The organism is Segatella copri, from assembly GCF_026015465.1.
Classification (GTDB): domain Bacteria; phylum Bacteroidota; class Bacteroidia; order Bacteroidales; family Bacteroidaceae; genus Prevotella; species Prevotella copri_E.
In genome coordinates, this window is sequence record NZ_JAPDUQ010000001.1 from 1,509,670 (window position 1) to 1,530,547 (window position 20,878).

Annotated in this window: 10 protein-coding genes and 1 pseudogene; 10 read left to right on the forward strand and 1 reads right to left on the reverse strand. The window is 44.6% G+C overall.

Translation table 11 applies throughout. The features are described from left to right. Nucleotides 1–101: 101 nt before the first annotated feature. Complete coding sequence (locus ONT08_RS06310; protein ID WP_264959503.1) at nucleotides 102–1,694, reverse strand: DUF6377 domain-containing protein; 1,593 nt, start codon at nucleotides 1,692–1,694, stop codon at nucleotides 102–104. A 351-nt stretch (nucleotides 1,695–2,045) separates the two neighbouring features. Between ONT08_RS06310 and ONT08_RS06315 the strand changes: the two genes are divergently transcribed. The 10 genes and pseudogenes from ONT08_RS06315 to ONT08_RS06365 all read left to right on the forward strand — a co-directional run bounded on the left by ONT08_RS06315 (nucleotide 2,046) and on the right by ONT08_RS06365 (nucleotide 20,776). After that, the gene (locus ONT08_RS06315) at nucleotides 2,046–4,484 is read left to right on the forward strand and encodes a glycoside hydrolase family 31 protein (protein WP_254977117.1); all 2,439 of its coding nucleotides are present in this window, start codon (nucleotides 2,046–2,048) and stop codon (nucleotides 4,482–4,484) included. A gap of 59 nt (nucleotides 4,485–4,543) precedes the next feature. Continuing rightward, nucleotides 4,544–7,528: a SusC/RagA family TonB-linked outer membrane protein gene (locus ONT08_RS06320; protein ID WP_264959504.1), complete on the forward strand. Its 2,985-nt coding sequence runs from the start codon at nucleotides 4,544–4,546 to the stop codon at nucleotides 7,526–7,528. Nucleotides 7,529–7,552: 24 nt separating this feature from the next. Continuing rightward, a complete protein-coding gene (locus ONT08_RS06325) occupies nucleotides 7,553–9,280 on the forward strand; it encodes a RagB/SusD family nutrient uptake outer membrane protein (RefSeq protein WP_264959505.1) in 1,728 nt (575 codons plus the stop codon). Between the two features lie 22 nt (nucleotides 9,281–9,302). Further along, entirely contained in the window at nucleotides 9,303–10,478 is a 1,176-nt protein-coding gene (locus tag ONT08_RS06330; protein ID WP_264959506.1) for a SusF/SusE family outer membrane protein, read from the forward strand. Nucleotides 10,479–10,499: 21 nt separating this feature from the next. After that, nucleotides 10,500–11,924 carry an alpha-galactosidase gene (locus ONT08_RS06335; RefSeq protein WP_264959507.1) on the forward strand — a complete coding sequence of 475 codons (1,425 nt, stop codon included), beginning with the start codon at nucleotides 10,500–10,502 and terminating at the stop codon, nucleotides 11,922–11,924. Nucleotides 11,925–12,039: 115 nt separating this feature from the next. Further along, a complete protein-coding gene (locus tag ONT08_RS06340) occupies nucleotides 12,040–14,118 on the forward strand; it encodes a glycoside hydrolase family 97 protein (RefSeq protein ID WP_264959508.1) in 2,079 nt (692 codons plus the stop codon). A gap of 206 nt (nucleotides 14,119–14,324) precedes the next feature. Further along, a pseudogene (locus ONT08_RS16490) lies at nucleotides 14,325–16,510 on the forward strand (glycoside hydrolase family 66 protein). Between the two features lie 55 nt (nucleotides 16,511–16,565). After that, nucleotides 16,566–18,131: a SusF/SusE family outer membrane protein gene (locus ONT08_RS06355; protein WP_264959511.1), complete on the forward strand. Its 1,566-nt coding sequence runs from the start codon at nucleotides 16,566–16,568 to the stop codon at nucleotides 18,129–18,131. A 375-nt stretch (nucleotides 18,132–18,506) separates the two neighbouring features. Continuing rightward, complete coding sequence (locus ONT08_RS06360) at nucleotides 18,507–18,806, forward strand: hypothetical protein (RefSeq protein WP_254974266.1); 300 nt, start codon at nucleotides 18,507–18,509, stop codon at nucleotides 18,804–18,806. A gap of 254 nt (nucleotides 18,807–19,060) precedes the next feature. Then, complete coding sequence (locus ONT08_RS06365) at nucleotides 19,061–20,776, forward strand: Na/Pi cotransporter family protein (RefSeq protein ID WP_264959512.1); 1,716 nt, start codon at nucleotides 19,061–19,063, stop codon at nucleotides 20,774–20,776. Nucleotides 20,777–20,878: the final 102 nt, after the last annotated feature.

Below are 20,878 nucleotides of genomic sequence, written 5' to 3' on the forward strand. Positions count from 1 at the left end.
CAAAGTTTCTTGGCATCTTTTTTCGTTTTTTATTAAATATGTAACAAAAAGGACACTTGTTTCGATTTTTTTTTCATAAGTTGCGTCGCATGCCGCCTTCATCATGCCGTGGTGGGCATAACGGTACACAGCTTCTCCACATCCTCTTCGAAAGTCTCACGATTCAATGCCTTGTTCTTGAATGCTGACCGATAGTTGTAGATAGTGCGAGGCATATAGAACAACAGGGAGGCAATCTCGGAACTGTCCTTAACGCCCAATCTGATGAGGGCAAATATGCGCAATTCGGTGGTGAGTCTCCTGCTATGTGCTGGTTTCACTTGTTCTTCTGGTTTGAGCAAGGCATTGAACTCTTCTATGAACGAAGGATACATGTCGAGGAAGGCGGTGTCGAACTGTAGCAAGAAGGTGGCTGAGTCCTCGTCTGACAAGCGTGAGGAGGAAGTCATGTTGAGCAAGTCGTTTCCTTGTCCCACTTTGATCTTTCGGTGTACCAATAATTCAAACTTGCTCAGTCGGTCAATGAATTTGGCGCATAGGTCGATATACAGTTTCGCCAATCGCTCGCGTTGCTTGTTGGTGTCTGTCAAGCGTGTGTTGAGCAAGTTGAGTGCATCGTTGAGGCTTGATAATTGCGTGTTGCTGTCAGATAGTTCGATACGATGCTTGTGCAGCAACTTGTTTTGTTGTCTATAGAAGTAGAAAAGCACGAGCATGATGATGAGGAGGATGGAAATCCCCCACAAGGCAGCGCGCATCAAGTTGTTTTGTGCGGTTAGCTTCTCTCGATAGTTCTTGACAATGATAGGCAGCTTTTGCGAGATTTCGATGATGCGCAGTCGGTTGTTGTACGCCTTTGCGTCATCCATGGCAAAGTTGATGTAGCGTTCGGCTCTAGAAACGTTCTCGTTGTCTTTCTGATATAGATACATGGCAAAGTCTTGTAACGCAAGATTCTCGCGAGTGCAGTTCTTCAGGTCACTGATACATGCCTGTACGATGTACTCTTCGTATTTCTCGGGTTGATGATTTGCACTATAGTTGTTGGCTATGGCAAATGCCGCCATGGCATAGTAACGAGAGTTGACAGATACTTCCTTCAAGACACGAAAGTAGTGACTCAATGCCTTCTTGTCGTTACGTTCCACGTAAATGTAGTATTCTCCCAGGAAAAAATTGTAACGTTTGTCATTCTTGCTGAGCAGACCGACCGCCTGTTTCAGAAACTCAGCAGCTTTTTGTCTGTACTTGGGAGCGTATGTTGCGTCATGGCAATAGTCAGACCAATACATATATATATAATACTTCGTGATAGTATAGTCAAAGGAAAGAGATGGAGTGAGCGAGGAAAAGTCTATCTCATTGAGCAGAGACATAGCCTCTCCATAAAGTCCACCGATGGCAAGCAGTGATGCTTTTTCTATTCTGCTTTTGTCATGGTAGAACTGGTTGGCGGTCTTATCAGCCAACTCTATGGACTTGTCAACATACACCATGGCGGAATCAAACTGATAAACGTAGTATTCATTGAATAGCTTGTCATAGATAGAAAGTAACGTGGCGGTGCTCTTGTCCTTGTCCATGATTCCCTTGTAGGTGTTGATACTAGCCTCCTTTTGCTTGAAGATTTGGGATCTGTTGTCTAAAAGGCTATCTAAAGTAAAAGAAAGTTTCTCGTTTCTTGTTGCAGACAAATGGCAACAAGAACATATCAATATGAATGTTATAATAATTCTTTGCATGGTAATCTCGCTTCTTAAAATTGTGTGCAAATATACAAAATTATTTTTGGGTAGCCAAATAATAGGCTGTGTTTTTATGAAAAAACACTTATTACCGCAAAATCCCCTCCAAAGACGAATGTACTTGATACGAATTTCCGATTATTTGTATGTTGCTCATTATCATGGGAATAAGGGATTTGTCATCATTCGTTTTTGTACTAATCGTGTACTTTGCCGCATGATGGTAGTAGATTATGACTATCTTTGCAGCATCTTTTAACAAAAATGGAATTATCTAGCCATCAACTAAATGTTTGAATTATGAAGAAACCTTTCATTATGCTTATGATGAGTAGTTGCTTATTGTTAACTCCTTCCATGGCACAAGTTGTGGTCAATGATCCTGTAGCAACAAGTCAGGCTGTCATTACTTGTGGCAATGCTCGTTTTACGGTTCTTACTCCGGAGATGATAAGAGTGGAGTATAGCGATCAAGCGAAGTTTGAGGATCGGGCGACCTTCACCATTGTCAATCGTAAGTTGGATGCGCCTCAGTTCACCAAGAGTGAGGATGACACCTATTTATATATAATGACATCCAACCTGAAGCTCAAGTATCGCAAGGGAACTGATCCACGCACCCTTCCAGCCTCTTCAGCCAATCTTACCATCGCTATAACAGGTAATGGTGTTTCTACAGTTTGGTATCCTGGCAAACCAGATCCACTGAACTTAAAAGGAACTTGCCGTACATTGGATGGTCTGATGGGCGATAGCAAGCGTTCGGAAATGGAAAGTGGTTTGGTTTCTCGCTCTGGTTGGGCTGTGATAGACGATTCATGGGCTTCACCTCGTTCTGATGGAGGACGTTCTTATGCCTTGTCTCCTAATAGTGATATGGGGTATCCTTGGTGGACACAGCGTGCAGACAATCATGCCATGGATACTTATGTGTTAGGATATGGCCATAATTACAAGAAAGCTCTTGCAGACTATACCAAGATTGCTGGTAGCATCCCTCTGCCACCTGATTATGTGTTCGGTTACTGGTATAGTAAGTATGCTTCTTATTCGGCAGATGATTATCGCAACATTATGAGCGACTTGAAAGCCAATAAGATACCTACCGATGTGATGATTCTCGATATGGATTGGCATTGGAATGGAAATGCTTATAGTCAGTCGGAAGGTCGTGGTGGTTGGACTGGTTGGTCATGGAACACCAATCTCATACCTAATCCAAAAGGTCTTCTTTCCGAGATGCGCTCACAAAATTTTAAGACTGCGCTCAATTTGCATCCTGCCGATGGTATCAATCAGATAGAGTCGCCTACTTATTTCGCTGCCATGAACAGTGAATTAGGTAGCAAGTACCTGAATGACAATCGTGACAATATAAATTGGAGCTTGGATTATACCGATTTCACCAAGTCGTTCTTTAAGAATATAATCCGTGACCATGAGAGCGAGGGTGTGGATTTCTGGTGGATAGATTGGCAACAATATCTTACCAGTCCGTATACCAACTCGTTGAGTGAGACTTTCTGGTGTAATTATGTCTTCTTCAATGAGGCTGCCAAGCGTGACAACCATCGTCCTGTTATCTTCCATCGTTGGGGAGGCTTAGGCAGTCATCGTTATCAGATTGGTTTCTCGGGTGATGCCAATATTAGTTATGAGGCATTGGCTTTTGAACCTTATTTCACAGCTACGGCATCTAATGTGGGCTATGGATATTGGGGACATGACTTAGGAGGCCACATGTTCTCGAACGAGGAGTTGGTAAACAATCCTAACTTGGTGTTGCGATGGATTCAGTTTGGTGTGTTTACTCCTATATTCCGTACTCATGCTACCAGCGATTCTCGCATAGAACGCCGTATTTGGAAATTCTCAAATTTCCCAACCATCTTGGAAGCAGTTCGTCTGCGTTACTCTCTCTTCCCTTATATATATACCATGGCGCGTAAGACCTATGATACTGGTGTGTCAATCTGTCGTCCATTGTACTATGAGTATCCTGAGGTAGAAGAAGCATATACATACGATAATGAGTATTTTTTTGGTGATGATATCTTAGTGGCACCTATCACTGAGAAATCTGATGCAAGAGGTATCACGATAAAGGATGTATGGTTGCCAGAAGGAAAATGGTGGAGTGTGTCTACTAATGAATTGATAGAAGGTCCTCGTTTGGTTACCATGTCATTCACAGATAAGCAGATACCTTATTTCTATCGTCAGGGAGCATTGATTCCTAACAATCCTGCAGACGTGATGAATGTTACGGAACGTCCTTCGCAATTGGTGCTCAACATAATTTCTGGAGAGAATGGCAAAGGTTCCATTTATGAGGATGATGGTGATAATCCTGATTATTCATCTAATTATGCAGAGACTATGCTTAGCCAGAGCTTTGATGGGCATGTAGGTGAGTATGTCATTTCTCCTCGCAAGGGTACATCTAAGGAGGCTCCAAGTAGTCGCTCTTATAAATTGTTGATATACAATACAGATAAGCCATTGTCCGCTAAGGTGGATGGAATGCAAGTTACTTTCACTTATAATGCGGAGAGTAAGTGTACTACGATTGAGGTACCTTCTGCAAGTTGCTCTATGGGGCATCGCATAGAAGTGGAGTATGCCACAAGTTCTGCTGTGGCAAGTATCACGGCAAATGATGCAAAGATAGCTTATGACAGTGCCAGCACAAAGTTTATCGCATCTGCCCAATGCTCAAAGAAAATATTGGTAGAGTAATCAAGATAATTATCATAAAATAATTATACTATCCAAATAATAATTTAAAACAATTAAAAATGAAGACATTCCTAAAAAAGACAATTGCACTGGCATGTTTTGCCATGCTGATGCCTCTTTCGCTTCTTGCGCAAGATGTTCTGAAAGTGCACGGAATCGTTACTGACCCTTCGGGTGAGCCCCTGATAGGTGTCAATGTAAAGGCTGGCTCTTCTAGTGTGGGAGCAGTTACTGATTTGGATGGAAAGTATTCCATCGAAGTTTCACCTAAATCTACTCTTACCTTTTCATACGTAGGTTTTGAGACTGTCGTTGAGTCGGTGAAGAACCGCAGACAGATGGATGTCACCATGAAGGAGAGCTCTGATGTGCTCAATGAGGTGGTGGTTATCGGTTATGGTACTATGGACAAGAAAGAGCTTACTTCTGCCATTTCTCACGTAAGCGAGAAAGACTTCCTCACCATCAGTTCCCCTGATGTTTCCATGATGATCCAGGGTAAGGTGTCGGGCGTGAGCATCACCAATACCGCGGTGGGCGACCCAAACAATCAGGCAAGCATCCAGATTCGTGGTGTCTCCTCTCGTGCCGCAGGCAATGGTCCTCTGATTGTGATTGACGGTGTGCCAGGTGGCAACCTCACCAACATCAATCCTAATGACATCGCTTCTTTCGACGTATTGAAGGATGGTGCAGCCTCTGCTATCTATGGTACTCGTGGTTCCAATGGTGTCATCTTGGTAACGACCAAGAAGGGAAGCAAGGACGGCAGAACGCACGCTTCTTACTCTACCTCTTATACTTGGAACACGATGGTGAAAGACCTGAAGATGATGAACGCTCAGGATTTCCGTGATGTTCGTCTGGGATGGGGTGACTCTGGCGTTGACCTCGGCGGTAATGTAGATTGGCTTGATGCCGTCAGCCGTACGGGTACTACCATGCAGCATACCCTGACCCTCAGTGGTGGCAATGACAAGAGCAACTATCGTGTGAGTGCCGATTATCGTGATGCCAAGGGTATCGACCTTCGTTCTCGTCGTCAGGAGTATGGCGCTCGTGCCAACATCATGCATACCACCAAGGGTGGACTCTTCACCATTACTGCCAATGTCGCTCCTCGTGTCATCTACAGCGACAAGGCTGATTACAGCGTATTCAAGGATGCTCTTGAGGCTAACCCAACTACTCCTTTGATGGATCCAGATAATCCGATTCGTTATTATAATTTCAAGGGTCAGGTTGTGGGTTCCAATCCTGTGGAGCGTCAACTCTTGGAGACCGATAAGGATGATATTCGTTTGATAGACTGGGATGGTACCGTTAAGTTGAACCTCTTGCCTTTGTTGGCAAAGAATGCATCTGGCAATCATCATCTCTCTACACAGGTGATGTTCGCTGACCATCAATATACTCATGATGCCTCTTGGTTCCGTCCTTCTACCAGCACCATTGCCATCGAAAGTGGTCGCGAAGGTGAGGCTAGTCGTTCTTCCAGCAAGGAGAGCCAGTATGTAGTAGAGTGGCTCAACAACTATAGCGGTAGTTTCGGCAAACACAATGTGAAGGCTATGGCAGGTTACTCTTACCAGTATTCTCAGTATTCTGGTTTGAACGCATCCAACAAGGATTTCCCTAATGATGCTCTGGGTCCAGACAACTTGGGTGCTGGTGAGTTTAATAAGGAAGAAGGTGAGGTAAACATGGGCAGTTACAAGAACGATGCCAAGCTCATCGCTTTCTTCGGTCGTGTAAGCTACGACTTCGCTGGCAAGTATATGTTCACCGCTTCTCTTCGCCACGAGGGCTCCTCTAAGTTTGGTGCTAACCACAAGTGGGGTAACTTCCCAGCTGTATCAGCTGGTTGGCGTATCTCTGAGGAGAAATTCATGAAAGGTATCAAGTGGATTAATGATTTGAAGCTTCGTGCCGACTATGGTGTTACTGGTAACCAAAACTTCGATAGCTACAAGTCATTGAATACCATGAATGGATTTGGCTACTATATATATAATGGTAAGTTCTTCCAGGTTTGGGGTCCAGCCAAGAATGTGAACCCTGACTTGATGTGGGAGAAGGGTAAGAACTGGAACGTAGGTATCGACTTCTCTTTGCTCAACAATCGCATCTATGGTTCTTTGAACTACTTCAACCGCAAACAGCAAGACTTGTTGGGTGACTACAAGGTATCTGTTCCTCCATACCTCTTCGACAATACATTCGTCAATGTAGGTACGATGAAGAACTACGGTTTTGAGTTTGACCTCAATTTCCGTCCAGTTACTACCAAGGATTTCTCTTACGACTTCAACCTCATCGGTTCTACCATGCAGAATAAGTTCGTAAGCTTCAGCAACTCCCAGTTTGTAGGTCAGGACTATTATGATGAGGTAGGTACTTCTGATCCATATCCTTACTACAACTTGCAGCGCATTGAGAAAGGCGAGTCTATCGGTAACTTTTATATGTGGAGATATGCTGGTCATACAGAGGATGGCGAGTGGTTGGTCTATGACAAGAGCGGTGACATCATCCGTGCTTCCCAAGCAACGGCAGACGACCGTGTGAAGGTGGGCAATGGTTTGCCTAAGTTTACCTTGTCTTCCAGCCAGAACTTCCGCTACCGCAACTTCGACTTGTCGTTGTTCTTCCGTGGTGCGTTTGGATATGACATCTTCAACATCCACGATTTCTATTATGCCAACCGCAACTTCACTGGCAACCGCTTGCAGAAGGCATACGGCAAGAACTTCAAGATTTCAGGCAATGCCAACCCTGTGGTTTGTGATTACTTCTTGGAGAGAGGTGACTACTTGAAGCTCGACATGATTACATTGGGCTATACGCTCAATTTGCAGAAGTGTCGTTTCATCGACCGCATTAGAGTATATGGTACTGTAAAAAACGTGTTCACCCTTACCAAGTTTAGCGGTGTAGATCCTTCTACCTATCAGGTGAACGGACTCACCCCAAGTGGACAAGGTTCTCGTGACTACTATCCATCTACCCGCCAGTTTATCATTGGCTTGAACGTAGATATCTGATAATCATCTAAAAATATAGAAACAATGAAAATATTCAATTATATTGTATCTGCTGCTTTTGGTACACTTGCCATGACAAGTTGTACTGATTTGAGCGAGAAGCTCTACGATCAGGTGGCATCAGAGAACTATTATAATACCAAGAACGATGTGGTCAGAGCCACATTCCGTCCTTTTGAGCATGCTTACTGGAGCATAGAGAGTCGTCATGTGCTCAACGAGCTTACTGCCGACCAACTGATTACTCCTACCCGTGATGGTTGGTGGGATGATGGTGGAAAATGGCGTAGATACCACTATCATGAGTATAATGTAGAGGACGGAGGTGATTGCCAGACCGAATGGAATGGCTGCTTCCAGGGTATCATGCAGAGTTGTAAGGTCATAGAGGACTTAGGTACGCTTTCTTTTGAAAAGTTCGGTTTCTCACAGTCTGAGTTCAACAACCTTACAGCCCAGTGCCGTGTGTTGCGAGCATGGTTCTACCTTCGTTTGCTCGATGGTTTCCGCAATGTGCCATTGGTGACCACAACCACTGGCGCTTCCATGAAGCAAGTGGAGCCTAAGGTAATCTACGATTTCATAGAGAGCGAGTTGAAGGAGTGCTTGCCACTTCTTGTTGAGAAGACAGAGCTTGGAACAAACTCTACCCTTCAAGGTCAGTGGACCAAGGCAGGTGCAGCCGCCTTGTTGGTTCGTCTTTACCTCAATGCCCAGGTATATGTGGGCGAGGATCATTATGCCGATTGTGCCCAAGTGGCTCAAGACATCTTGGATGGCAAGTATGGCAAGTATCAGGTAGCTGACCGTTGGGATGCCGCCTTTGATTGGGACAATGATGCCTGCGACGAGGTGATCTTCGGATTCCCTGGTTCCCCAGGTTATAGCCATTGGCAGTATGATGGCGATACCTATAACTGGACTGTTCCTGCACGTGCCAACTATTATCTCAACGATACCAAGAACAAGGCAGGTGGTCATAACACGAAGTATGCAGCTTCTCCAAGCTATGCGCCTAACGGTACGATGTATAAGTACGACTTGGGTATGCCTATCCAGAAATTCAAGAAATATCCAGACGATGAGCGTCTGAAACTCTATCGCAACTTGGGTAACAGCAAGCGTGAGGGTATGTTCTTGTATGGCTACTTGGAGTATAAGGATGAGAATGGAGCTACCAAGCGTGTAAAGGCACCAGAGGTAGATTATGAGTTGTATATCCGTGATGCAGTGGGCAAGTTCCAGAGCACTCCTCCTACCAAGTGGCTATCTGCAACCTCTTCCACCTTGCGTGATGGTGACCATAACTCAGGTTGGCACTTTGTGAAATATCCTCTTTATAGCGACGATGATGAACATCAGTTGGAGAGCGATTATACAGAGATTCGCTTGCCAGAGATTATCTACTCGCTTGCTGAGTGCAAGATTCGTCAAGGCAAGACCGAGGAGGCAGGCAAGTTGCTCAACAGCGTGCGCAAGCGTAATTATCCTGCTGCTGATTATGAGGCGTATCTCTATGCGCCTGAGGGCAAAGCCAAGCTTGACCTGGACGAGATGCTCGATGAGTGGGGACGTGAGTTCTTCGCAGAGAGCCGTCGCCGTATCGACCTCATCCGCTATGGCAAGTTCTCTTCTGGTACCTGGTGGGACAAGACTCCTGATGCCGACAAACATACAGAGATTTGGCCTATCATGCGTGATGTCTTGAATGCAAACCATGAGTTAATTCAGAATCCTGGTTATAATAAGTAAACCATTTTATTAAGATACGATTATGAAACGAAATATTCAATTGAAGCAATTCAGCCTCTGTCTGTTTGTTTGCACGCTCTTAATGTCGTTGCTCACAGGGTGTGATGGTGAGAAAGACTTGAAGATTATTGATGGCAATCTGCCTATCAAGACTTCTACATTGTTCATGGTGGGCGATGCTACGCCTAATGGTTGGAGTATAGACGATCCTACACCTTTTACTCAAAATGCAGATGACCCTATGCTCTTTACTTGGGAGGGCACTCTCAACACAGGAGAAATGAAACTTTGTCTTGTAGCTGGTAGTTGGGACAATCCGTTTATCCATCCAGTCAATGACCAAGAGACAATCTCTAAGTCAAATGTTAGTGGACAGACTTTTGCGATGTGGGCAGGCGACCCTGATAACAAGTGGAGAGTTACAGATGCTGGTAAATATCGTCTTACGTTTGATATGCGCAATTGGACCATGTCTACCGAATACCTCGGTGAGAAAGAAAAGCCAGCTGTTGAGCCTATATCTTTAGAGCACCTGTATATTATCGGAAGCGCTACTCCTGGTGGCTGGGAATGGGAACAGGCAACTGAACTTACGAAGAGTTCTGACTACATCTTTGTATACGAAGGAGAATTAAAGACAGGTGAATTGAAATTTAGTGGCGAAAAAGATTGGGGTGCTTCCTTCATCCACTGCCCTTCAGATGGTGTCAAGATTAACAAAAATGGTGTAGAGGATGAGAAGTTCGAATATTACGCTGGTGGTAACGACAACAAGTGGAAAGTAGAGGTACAGGGCAAGTATCGCTTAACCTTGGATCTTGAGCACTGGACCATCAACTCAGAGTTCTTGGGTGAGCTTCAGAAAGAAACACATATCTATATGATAGGTGATGCTACCGCAGGTGGTTGGGCTTGGGAAAAGGCGCAAGATTTTACCCAGGATGCATCTAACAAGGATGTATTTACATGGGAAGGTCAACTCACGAAGGGTACATTTAAGATGAGTGAGGAGAAAGATTACAACGCTCCTTTCTATCGTCCTTCTTCTGCCAATGTCACAGTAGATGCTAGTGGAGTTTCGGCTTCAGATATGGTCTTCACGGCAAGTCCTGACGACCAGTGGAAAGTAACAGAGGCAGGTACTTATCAAATCACCATTGACATCAACAACAGAACGATAAAGGTGGTAAAGAAATAATCAATTAAAGCGATTAGAACAATGAAAAAATCAATATTATTTTCCTTGGCGATAGTTGCCGTTTCTCTGTTTGGCTCTTGTGCCAATGATGTGGAAATGAACTATCCTTCTACTCACAAGCTATCCAACCTTCCTGTAGTGGAAGGTGTCCACGATGGTGTGAAGGCTCCTCTCTATTGGAGTGTATATGAGTATTGCATGTTGCAAAACGCTAAAGGTGTAAGCAACAACGATATGGATCTTACCTCCGACCAATGGGATGAACTTATCGACTATGTGGCCACCCAACTCAAGCCATCAGGCTATGACATGATTTGTACGGATGGTTTCATCCCAATGCTTTCCGAGGATGAGAGCGGTTATATGACCCATTATGGTTCTCAGGCTCTTAAGGACATTGCAGCCAAGTGTAAGGCGAAGGGCTTGAAACTGGGTGTCTATGACAATCCTCTCTGGATTCATGGTCCAAGAGAAACCAAGATAGAAGGCACGGAATATACCTTCAACGACCTCTTCTATAATGGCGAGAATAAGGACAAGTTGTCTCATCCTACTGCCAAGGACATGGATTTCTCTTGGGCTGTAGCCGAGAATCCCGGTTGCAAGGAGTATATCGATGGCTTCTTCAAGCATTACAAGGAGATGGGTGTAGAGTTCATCCGAATGGACTTCCTCTCTTGGTATGAGGATGGACAGGATCGCAACATCGGTGTCACTGGTCGTGGCTATGGTCGCGAGAGCTATGCGCTCGCCATGCGATACATCGCCGAGTCTGCCAAGAAATATGGTATCTTCACCTCACTTGTGATGCCTCACTTGTATGCCGACGCACAGGTAGAGAGCCTTTATGGTAACATGATTCGTATCGTGGCAGATACAGGTACTGGTGGCTGGTGGCACTGCTCTGCCCAGGACAAGGGTAAGTCTTATCGCACATGGCCTAACTGCATGAATATGTTTGATGGATTTACCTATTGGTCGCATATCAGCGGTCGCAACAAGGTGATTCTCGATGGTGACTTCATTCGCCTCAATACATTCGATACGGATGCAGAGAAGCAGACGGTAGTTTCCTTGCAGTTGATGGCTGGTGGCCCAGTCGCAGCCTCCGACCTGCCATCTACGATTGGCAATGACATGAAGTATTATACCAACGATGAGTTGCTCGCCCTCAACAAGGATGGTTTCGTGGGCAAGCCTCTCAGCGACAAGCTCAACGACAAGAACAATGAGATATGGTATGGACAGATGACCAATGGCGACTATGTGCTTGGTATCTTCAATCGCAATGACAACTCCGACCAAGTGACAGTTGATTTCAGTACGCTTGGCATACAAGGCACCAAACAAATCCGTGACCTTTGGGAGCATGAGGACGAAGGCAGTGGCTCTTCTATCACAGCTACTATTCCTGCTCATGGTTGTAAGATCGTAAGACTCAAGTAAAGTATATAATTTACCTAATTTTGTATCACAATAAATGAAAAGTAAACTGAATAAACTATGTGTAACGTCCCTCTCTCGTCTAGAGGGGCTGTTACCTCACCTTTTGTTAGGTTGCATGATGCTCCTTACTGCAAGTGCATCTGCCCAGAAGGTATCGTCTCCAGATGGTAACCTGAGTGTGGAGTTCTCGCTTACAGGCGATGGCGTTCCAACTTATCAAGTGTCATTCAAGGGAAAACAAGTCATCAAACCCAGTACATTGGGCATTGAGTTGGCTGAGGAGAACTCCTTGATGGATAAATTCCGCATCAACAAGACTTCTACATCTACCTTCGATGAGACATGGCAACCAGTATGGGGTGAGGAGAAAGAGATACGTAACCATTACAACGAACTTTTCGTTGAGATGGAGAAGCCTTCCAATGGTAGGTTTATGAATCTTCGTTTCCGTGTCTATAACGATGGTGTAGGTTTCCGCTATGAGTTTCCTCAGCAGCAGTTCCTTCCTTATTTCGTGGTCAAGGCAGAGCATACGCAGTTTGCGATGATTGGTGACCATAAGGCATGGTGGATTCCTGGTGATTACGATACTCAGGAATATGACTATACAGAATCAAAGCTTTCAGAAATCAGAGGTTTGTTGCAAGGAGCCGTGAGCAGCAATGCTTCGCAGACCATCTTCTCGCCTACAGGTGTGCAGACCGCTCTACAGATGAAGACAGCCGATGGTATCTATATCAATATCCATGAGGCAGCTTTGGTGGATTACTCTTGCATGCATTTGAATCTCGATGACAAGAACCTCGTGTTCACCTCTCAGCTTACCCCTGATGCACAAGGTAACATGGCTCACATGCAGACCCCATGCCATACTCCATGGCGTACCATCATGGTAGTGGACGATGCTCGCAAGGTGCTTGCCTCTCGCCTTATTCTCAATCTGAATGAGCCTTGCAAATATTCAGATACTTCATGGATCAAGCCTGTCAAGTACATTGGTGTTTGGTGGGAGATGATTGGTGGTGGCAAACAGTGGTCTTATACATTCGATTTGCCTTCTGTCAAACTTGGTGAGACTGATTATACCAAGGTAAAGCCTCATGGTCAGCATCCTGCCAATACACAGAATGTAAAGAAATATATCGATTTCGCTGCCAAGAATGGCTTCTCTCAGGTGCTTGTCGAGGGCTGGAACATTGGTTGGGAAGACTGGTTTGGTCATAGTAAAGACTATGTGTTCGATTTCCAGACTCCTTATCCTGATTTCGACATTAAGTATCTCAATGACTATGCTCACTCCAAGGGTGTGCGCTTGATGATGCACCATGAGACGTCAGCTTCTGTGCGTAATTATGAGCGTCATTTGGAGGCTGCCTATAACTTGATGAATAAGTATGGCTACAATTCGGTGAAGAGCGGATATGTGGGTAACATCATTCCTCGTGGTGAGCATCACTATGGTCAGTGGCTCAACAATCACTATCTTTATTGCGTAACCGAGGCTGCCAAGCACCATATCATGGTCAATGCTCATGAGGCTACTCGCCCAACAGGTCTTTGTCGTACCTATCCTAACTTGATAGGCAATGAATCTGCTCGTGGAACAGAATATGAGTCTTTCGCAGGCAACAAGGCTTTCCATACCACTGTATTGCCTTTCACTCGTTTGCAAGGTGGTCCTATGGATTATACCCCTGGTATCTTGGAGGGCGATATGAACAAGATTGATCCAAGCAAGCATCATCATATCAACTCTACCTTGGCTCGTCAGTTGGCATTGTATGTTACGATGTACAGTCCATTGCAGATGGCAGCTGATATCCCAGAGAACTATGAGAAGTATGCAGATGCCTTCCAGTTTATCAAGGATGTAGCTATCGACTGGGATGAGAGTCGTTATCTTGAGGCTGAGCCTGGTCAGTATATTACCATTGCCCGCAAGGCTAAGGGCGAAGACAAGTGGTTTGTTGGTTGTACAGTGGGTGAGACTCCTCATCAGTCTACCCTGAAACTTGATTTCCTTACACCGGGCAAGAAGTATGTTGCTACAATCTATGCCGATGGCAAGAATGCAAGCTACAAAGCCAATCAACTGTCATACGTCATCACTAAGCGTGTGGTAACCAATAAATCTACCCTTAAACTGAATGCTGGTGCAGGTGGTGGTTATGCCATCAGTCTCATGCAAAAGTAAAAAGATAGATATATTTTTCTCCCCATACCTATACCTTATTATATATAGGGGTATGGGGAGTTTATGTTCATCATCCTTATAAAATCGTTTTTATGAGAAAACCTTTACTCCTCTTCTTGCCTAAACGTATGATGGTGTTGGCATTGCCCCTCATGCTTTCCCTTTGTAGTTATGCTGCCACAGTTACTTCGCAGTTGTCTGTCAATATGAAAACCGACAAGGCTTGCTATGTACCAGGACAAACTGTTACGTTTGTGGCAGAAGGGAATATTCCTTCTTCGGCCAAGGTGCGTTATCGTTATGGTTCCCATGTGCTTCTTGTCCAAGACTTCTCAGAGGTGACTAAGAGTAAGCAGTGGACTTGGTTGCCACCATCTACCGATTATCAAGGTTATTTGGTGGAATTGTATACAGAGGGCAGTGGTGTGGAAAATATTCTTGGTACGATAGCCGTAGATGTTTCCAGCAATTGGAAACGTTTTCCACGTTACGGCTTTGTCGCTGACTTTGATAATTACAGCAGTACAGTCGATAAGAACGCCAACATCAAGAGCGAGATGGCATATCTCAATCGATTGCATATCAATGGTGTGCAATTCCAAGACTGGCAGTGGATGCACATCGACCTGTAAAATTGAATGGTGATGGTTCGCTCACCCAATGGTATACCGATATTAGCAATCGATGTGTAGGCGTGGAATATGTCAAGAACTATATTGCCACACAACATGCTTACGGCATGAAATCCATCTTCTATAACCTTTGCTTTGGTGCATGGAAGGATGCTGCAAACGATGGTGTGAAGTCTCAGTGGGCTTTGATGAAGAAGGATGGTAATGGCAATTATTATCAAGACTATCATGGACTCCCTTCTTCTTGGGCAAGCAATATCTATCTGCAAGTACCGGGCAATGGCGATTGGCAGCAATATATGGTGGAACGAAACAAGGAAGTGTATGGCAATTTTGATTTCGATGGTTTTCAGATAGACCAGTTGGGGTATCGTGGTACTGTGTATGACGCCAATCATCAAAAGGTAGATTTGCCTTCGGGTTATGGCTCATTCATTGATGCCATGAAGCAGGCTCATCCCGAGAAGTCCTTGATTATGAATGCAGTGTCGGGATATGGAACCGAGCAAATCGTCAATAAGAATGTGGATTTCTGCTATAATGAGGTATGGGGAAATGGCAATGGATATGGTGGTGCGCCAGAAGACCAGTTTGCCAATCTCTATGACATCATCGCCACTAACGATCGCTTGAGCGACCATCAGCATCCTACGGTCTTTGCAGCCTATATCAATTACGACAAGGCTGACAATGGCGGCTCGGGCGACCACATGGTCAATACGCCTGGTGCCTTGCTTACCGATGCGGTGATGTTTGCCTTGGGAGGCTCTCACTTGGAGATGGGCGACCACATGCTCACTCGTGAGTATTTCCCAGCGGCTCCTTTGGCGATGAGCGATGAACTGAAGACTGCGCTCGTAAGGTATTACGATTTCCTGACAGCTTATCAGAATTGGTTGCGTGGCGTGTCTTCCAAAGCTGCTTATTCGGCTCATGTGAGTGTGAATGGCAATACGGTGAAGGCATGGCCTCCACAAGCAAACTCCATCGTGACGTTCGCCAAGACCGTGGGCAACAGTGATGTCGTTCATTTCCTCAACTTCTCCAACACCTCCGACCTTTCTTGGCGAGACCTCAATGGTACTCGCCAGAAACCAACCCGGAAGGACAACTTGGCTGTAACCATCCAAACCAATCGTAAGGTGTCTAAGCTATGGGTAGCCAGTCCTGACACTCATGCAGGTGCGGTGCAAGAACTTTCGTTCGAGCAGATGGGCAATCAACTTACCTTTACACTTCCTTCCCTGGAATATTGGACGATGGTGGTCATGGAAGGCGAGAGCCAGGTTTATCTGACGGGTGAGGCTGTGAAGAAAGATGGGTATGGAGCCTACGACCTATCGCAAGCCATACCTTTGAATAAGGCAAGTGGGGGCAACGTCTATAAAACCACGGTATATCTGAAAGGAAACGAGTTGTTCAAGTTTACTGATGGTCGTGATTGGGGATATTGCAAGAGCTATTGCTCGGAGTATGAGAATTATCAATTCAACTCCCATATTCAGTTGGCTCACCTCTCCACTTTTGGCAAAGATTACAAGTTTTGTGTGCCAGAGTCGGGCTATTACGACATTACCATCAACCTGGATAGCATGCGAATAGTGGTAAAAAAAGCCGATCCCATGGCGATAGAAGGCGTAACGGCGGATGTCGCTGCCAACAAAGACCATGCTCCTTGGTATTCTTTGGCAGGTGATCGCGCTCCCAATCCTCATAAGGGTATTTATGTGAAAAAAGGCAGGAAGGTTATTTTCAAGTAACAGGAGCCGATCAGAACGGAAATAGAATATTAATTAATAATTAACAACTTAGATTATGAAGACAACTATTACTAGATTTTTGATGTGCTGCATTTTGTTTGCAGTTAGTTTTGTGACCTCTTTCGCAGCAGATAAGCTGATTCTCATAGGAGATGCGGCACCTGATGGTTGGGCATTGAACAATAGTGTGGCGATGCTGAATCAAGGCAATGATGTATGGAAAGTTACCGTACAGTTGAAAGCCGATGAAGGCTTCAAGTTTTTGACAGATACAGACTTTGGTTCATTCCAGTATCGTGCTGGTGACAGCGATGTAATGCTTTCAGACGGTGTGGCAGCCACGCTTTATGATTCAGGCGAGAATGCCAATGACAACAAGTTCAAGGTATCAGAGGCAGCCAACTATGACGTAGTTTGTGACCTTACCAACAAGACAGTGACTGTAACTAAGTCTGCTTATCAGGAGCACGCATTGCGCTATGCTGCCTTATGGATGGTAGGTGGTGCTACTCCTGGGGGCTGGTCTATCGGTGATGGTGTGCAGTTGAACCAGCATGAAGATAATCCTTTGGTATATTCTGCTACCACATGGTTGACAACAGGTGAGTTTAAGTTGGCTACTAATAAATATGCTGATTTCGGACAGTCTATGTTCCAAAGAGATGCTGCTGATGCTACCAAGATGGTATTGGGTGGCGATGACAACAAGTGGAACATCACCGAGCCAGCCACCTATGATGTAGAGGTGAATGTCGCAGACATGACAATCTCTCTCAAGAAACACTATGCCGACTTTAAGGCAGATTGCATGTTGATACTGGGTGATGCTGTGAAGAGCGGCTGGGATATGAGCAACAGTGTGGCAATGTTGGAAGGTGAACCAGGCGTATGGACTGCTACCGTTTACTTGGCTGCCGACCAAGGCTTCAAGTTCTATGCCGAGAACGACATCTTCAATGGCTTCCAGTATCGTGCCGCAGGTGAAGAGAATGTAACATTGGCAGAAGGTGCGGCTACATCTTTGGTTTCTTCAGAGGTGAATCGCAATGACAGCAAGTTCCAGGTGGCTGAGGCTGGCAACTATGTCATCACTTGCGACCTCAATGCAGGAACAATCACAGTGAAGAAGGCTGACTATCAGGACAACGAAATCGTATATGCAGCTTTGTGGTTGGTTGGTGATGCTACAGAGAATGGCTGGGATTTAGGACAGCCTGTCGTATTGGCTCAGGATGCTTCCAACCCAATGGTTTATACTGCCACTGCTGACTTGAAGGAAGGTGAGTTGCAGGTAGTAGTCAACAAGTTTACTAACTATAATTCTGATGTCTATGTAAGCGATGCAACAGATGCCACCAAGGCTATTCGTGTAAATAAAGATAGTGAGAAGAATAACTGGAAGATTACCGAGGCTGGCAAGTATGATGTGAAGTTGAATGTGCTTGACAACACCATGTCGATTATCAAGAATGTTCCTTCTGTTATCTCTTCTGTCAACGCCAATGGGGAGCAAGCTCCTGTAGAATATTACACATTGGAAGGTATGCGTGTGAACCAACCAGTAAAGGGTATCTACATCATGCGCCAAGGTAATAAGGTCGTAAAAGTAAGTAATAAGTAGTTAGCATAATTTGCTTGGTTTTAGGTTAAGGTATGCCATGTCGGATGGCATACCTTTTCCGTATCTATAACTCATACTTGGGGGCAAATATTCTTATGTATGATAAGATGGATGAGTCTGAATATCCTTATTTCTTCGTTACAACTGTTTTCTATAATGGTATGATGACGAATAAGGGTATCTATCAAATGCCGATCATGAATGGTGAGACGACGGGACAATATGGATTGCCAGTGGCAACTTGTGGCGCAAGCCGATATGCCTTGTCTGATAAAAGTTCGTTTGGTGGCTCTTTTGGGATAGTACAAATCACAATCTGACAACATACGATTGGAATTTGGTCACTTGTATGCTATGAACTTCAATGATGAGAATATGAATGAAATAGAACTAAAACCTGAAGGCATTGGCTCAGGTGAGAATATCGTCTTTGTGGCAAACCAATTTTGGAATGTGTCAGGCAGTAGTGACGATAAGTTCAACTATTTGATTGTTGGTACCCAAAGCGGCGATAACTATAAGTTGTATTTCTATAACATCAATGGTGGTGCTCCTGATGGAAAACCTTTGATGAAAAAGGAAGGAAAAGGAAAGGTAAAATGTATCAGATTCTTGAATACAAAATATTCAGGAGGTGGTATGGCCTCTACTTTGGATTGTAATGCCAATGACTAATCATATTCTCGGTCAGTGGAACGTGATCAAATAAAATCTCTCTCTTCACGGACGTGCGCTCCATCCCTATGGCGTACGTCCGTTTTTATTCTCTGCGATGCTCCGAGAAATCGCAATATGTCTTCTTCTCTTGTCCTACATGTTACAATACTGTTACAACTTGAAATATCGGTAACAAATATTTCGTAATAACGGAAATTCTTATTATATTTGCAACCGAAACGTAACAAACATTTCCACAAATACAAATGAATATGGATACAAGTCAATATCTTGTGATTTTTTTTCAGATTCTCGGTTCTTTAGCTTTGCTCATCTATGGTATGAAGGTGATGAGTGAGGCCTTGCAGAAGATGGCAGGATCTCAGTTGCGCCACATTTTGGGTGCTATGACAACCAACCGATTTACGGGAATGCTTACAGGTACCTTTATTACCTGTGCCGTTCAGAGCTCCTCAGCAACTACCGTTATGACGGTTTCTTTTGTAAATGCAGGTTTGCTGACCTTAGCCCAAGCAATTTCCGTTATTATGGGTGCCAACATTGGTACTACGTTTACGGCATGGATTATGTCGTTGGGTTATAATGTAGATTTAACGATTGTCGTATTCCCTGCGTTCTTCCTCGGCATCATGCTGATTTATAGTAAGAAGCGCCGTTATTTCGGAGATTTCCTTTTTGGTATCGCCTTCCTCTTCTTCTCGCTCGTTCTGTTGAGTAGTGCGGGTAAGGCTCTTGATCTGGAACATAATCCGGCGGTTATCGATTTCTTTGGTTCTTTTGATACGAAGAGTCATTTCACGATTGTAGTCTTCCTCCTGATCGGTACGCTTATAACCTGTATCGTACAGAGTTCGGCAGCTGTGATGGCCATCACCATCTTACTCTGTTCTACGGGTGTACTTCCTATCTATCTGGGCATAGCCTTGGTAATGGGTGAGAATATCGGAACTACCGCTACAGCCAATCTTGCCGCTTTGGGTGCCAATGCCCAGGCTCGTCGTGCAGCCTTGGCCCATCTGGTATTCAATGTCTTTGGTGTAATCTGGGTTCTCTGCCTGTTCTATCCATTTGTAGATTTCGTTTGCTCTATCGTAGGGTATGATCCTGATGGTGGTATGTCTGCGGCACAGAAGGCAAAGTTGTTGCCAATTGTTCTGGCGATGTTCCATACCTGTTTCAATGTTTGCAACACGGGCGTTCTGATTTGGTTTATCCCACAGTTGGAAAAAGTTGTCTGCAAACTTATCAAGCCTAAGGCAGATAAGGAGGATGAAGATTTCCGTTTGCGCTTTATCCAGGCTGGCATCATGAAGACCCCAGAACTTTCTGTCTTCGAGGCACAGCAGGAAATCGGCAGTTTCGGCGAGCGCATCCATCGTATGTTTGGTATGGTGAGAGAGTTGCTGGAAACTCAGGATTCCAAGACTTTCGACAAACTCTATGAGCGTATTGAGAAGTATGAGGGTATTTCTGATAATATGGAGATAGAGATTGCCAAGTATCTTGATCAGGTGAGCGATGCTCATCTGAGTGATGATACCAAGGCGAAGATCCGTGCGATGTTGCGTGAGATTTCTGAAATCGAGAGTATTGGTGACAGTTGCTTTAATCTTGCCCGCACCATTAAGCGCAAGGGTGAAAACAAGGAGGAGTTTACTGCCAAGCAGAGTGAAAACATTCATCAGATGTTTAAGTTGGTAGATGAGGCGCTGACTCAGATGAACTATATGTTTGCTCATGAACGCCATTCTATCAGTCTCAACCATACGTACAATATCGAGACTGAGATTAATAATTATCGTACTCAGTTGAGAAACCAGAACCTGGATGATGTGGATAACCATCTTTATACCTATGGTGTAGGTACATTGTATATGGATATCATTCAGGAATGCGAAAAACTGGGTGATTATGTGGTTAATGTCGCCGAGGCCCGTATGGGAGTCAGAACATCTGAGGCTGTGTAATGCAGAATGTTATTGATAGAAAGAAATTAAAGTAATAAAAGCAAACGGGGAAGTTTCAATGGATGCTTCCCCGTTTGCTTTTGTTGTTTATATATTCTGAAT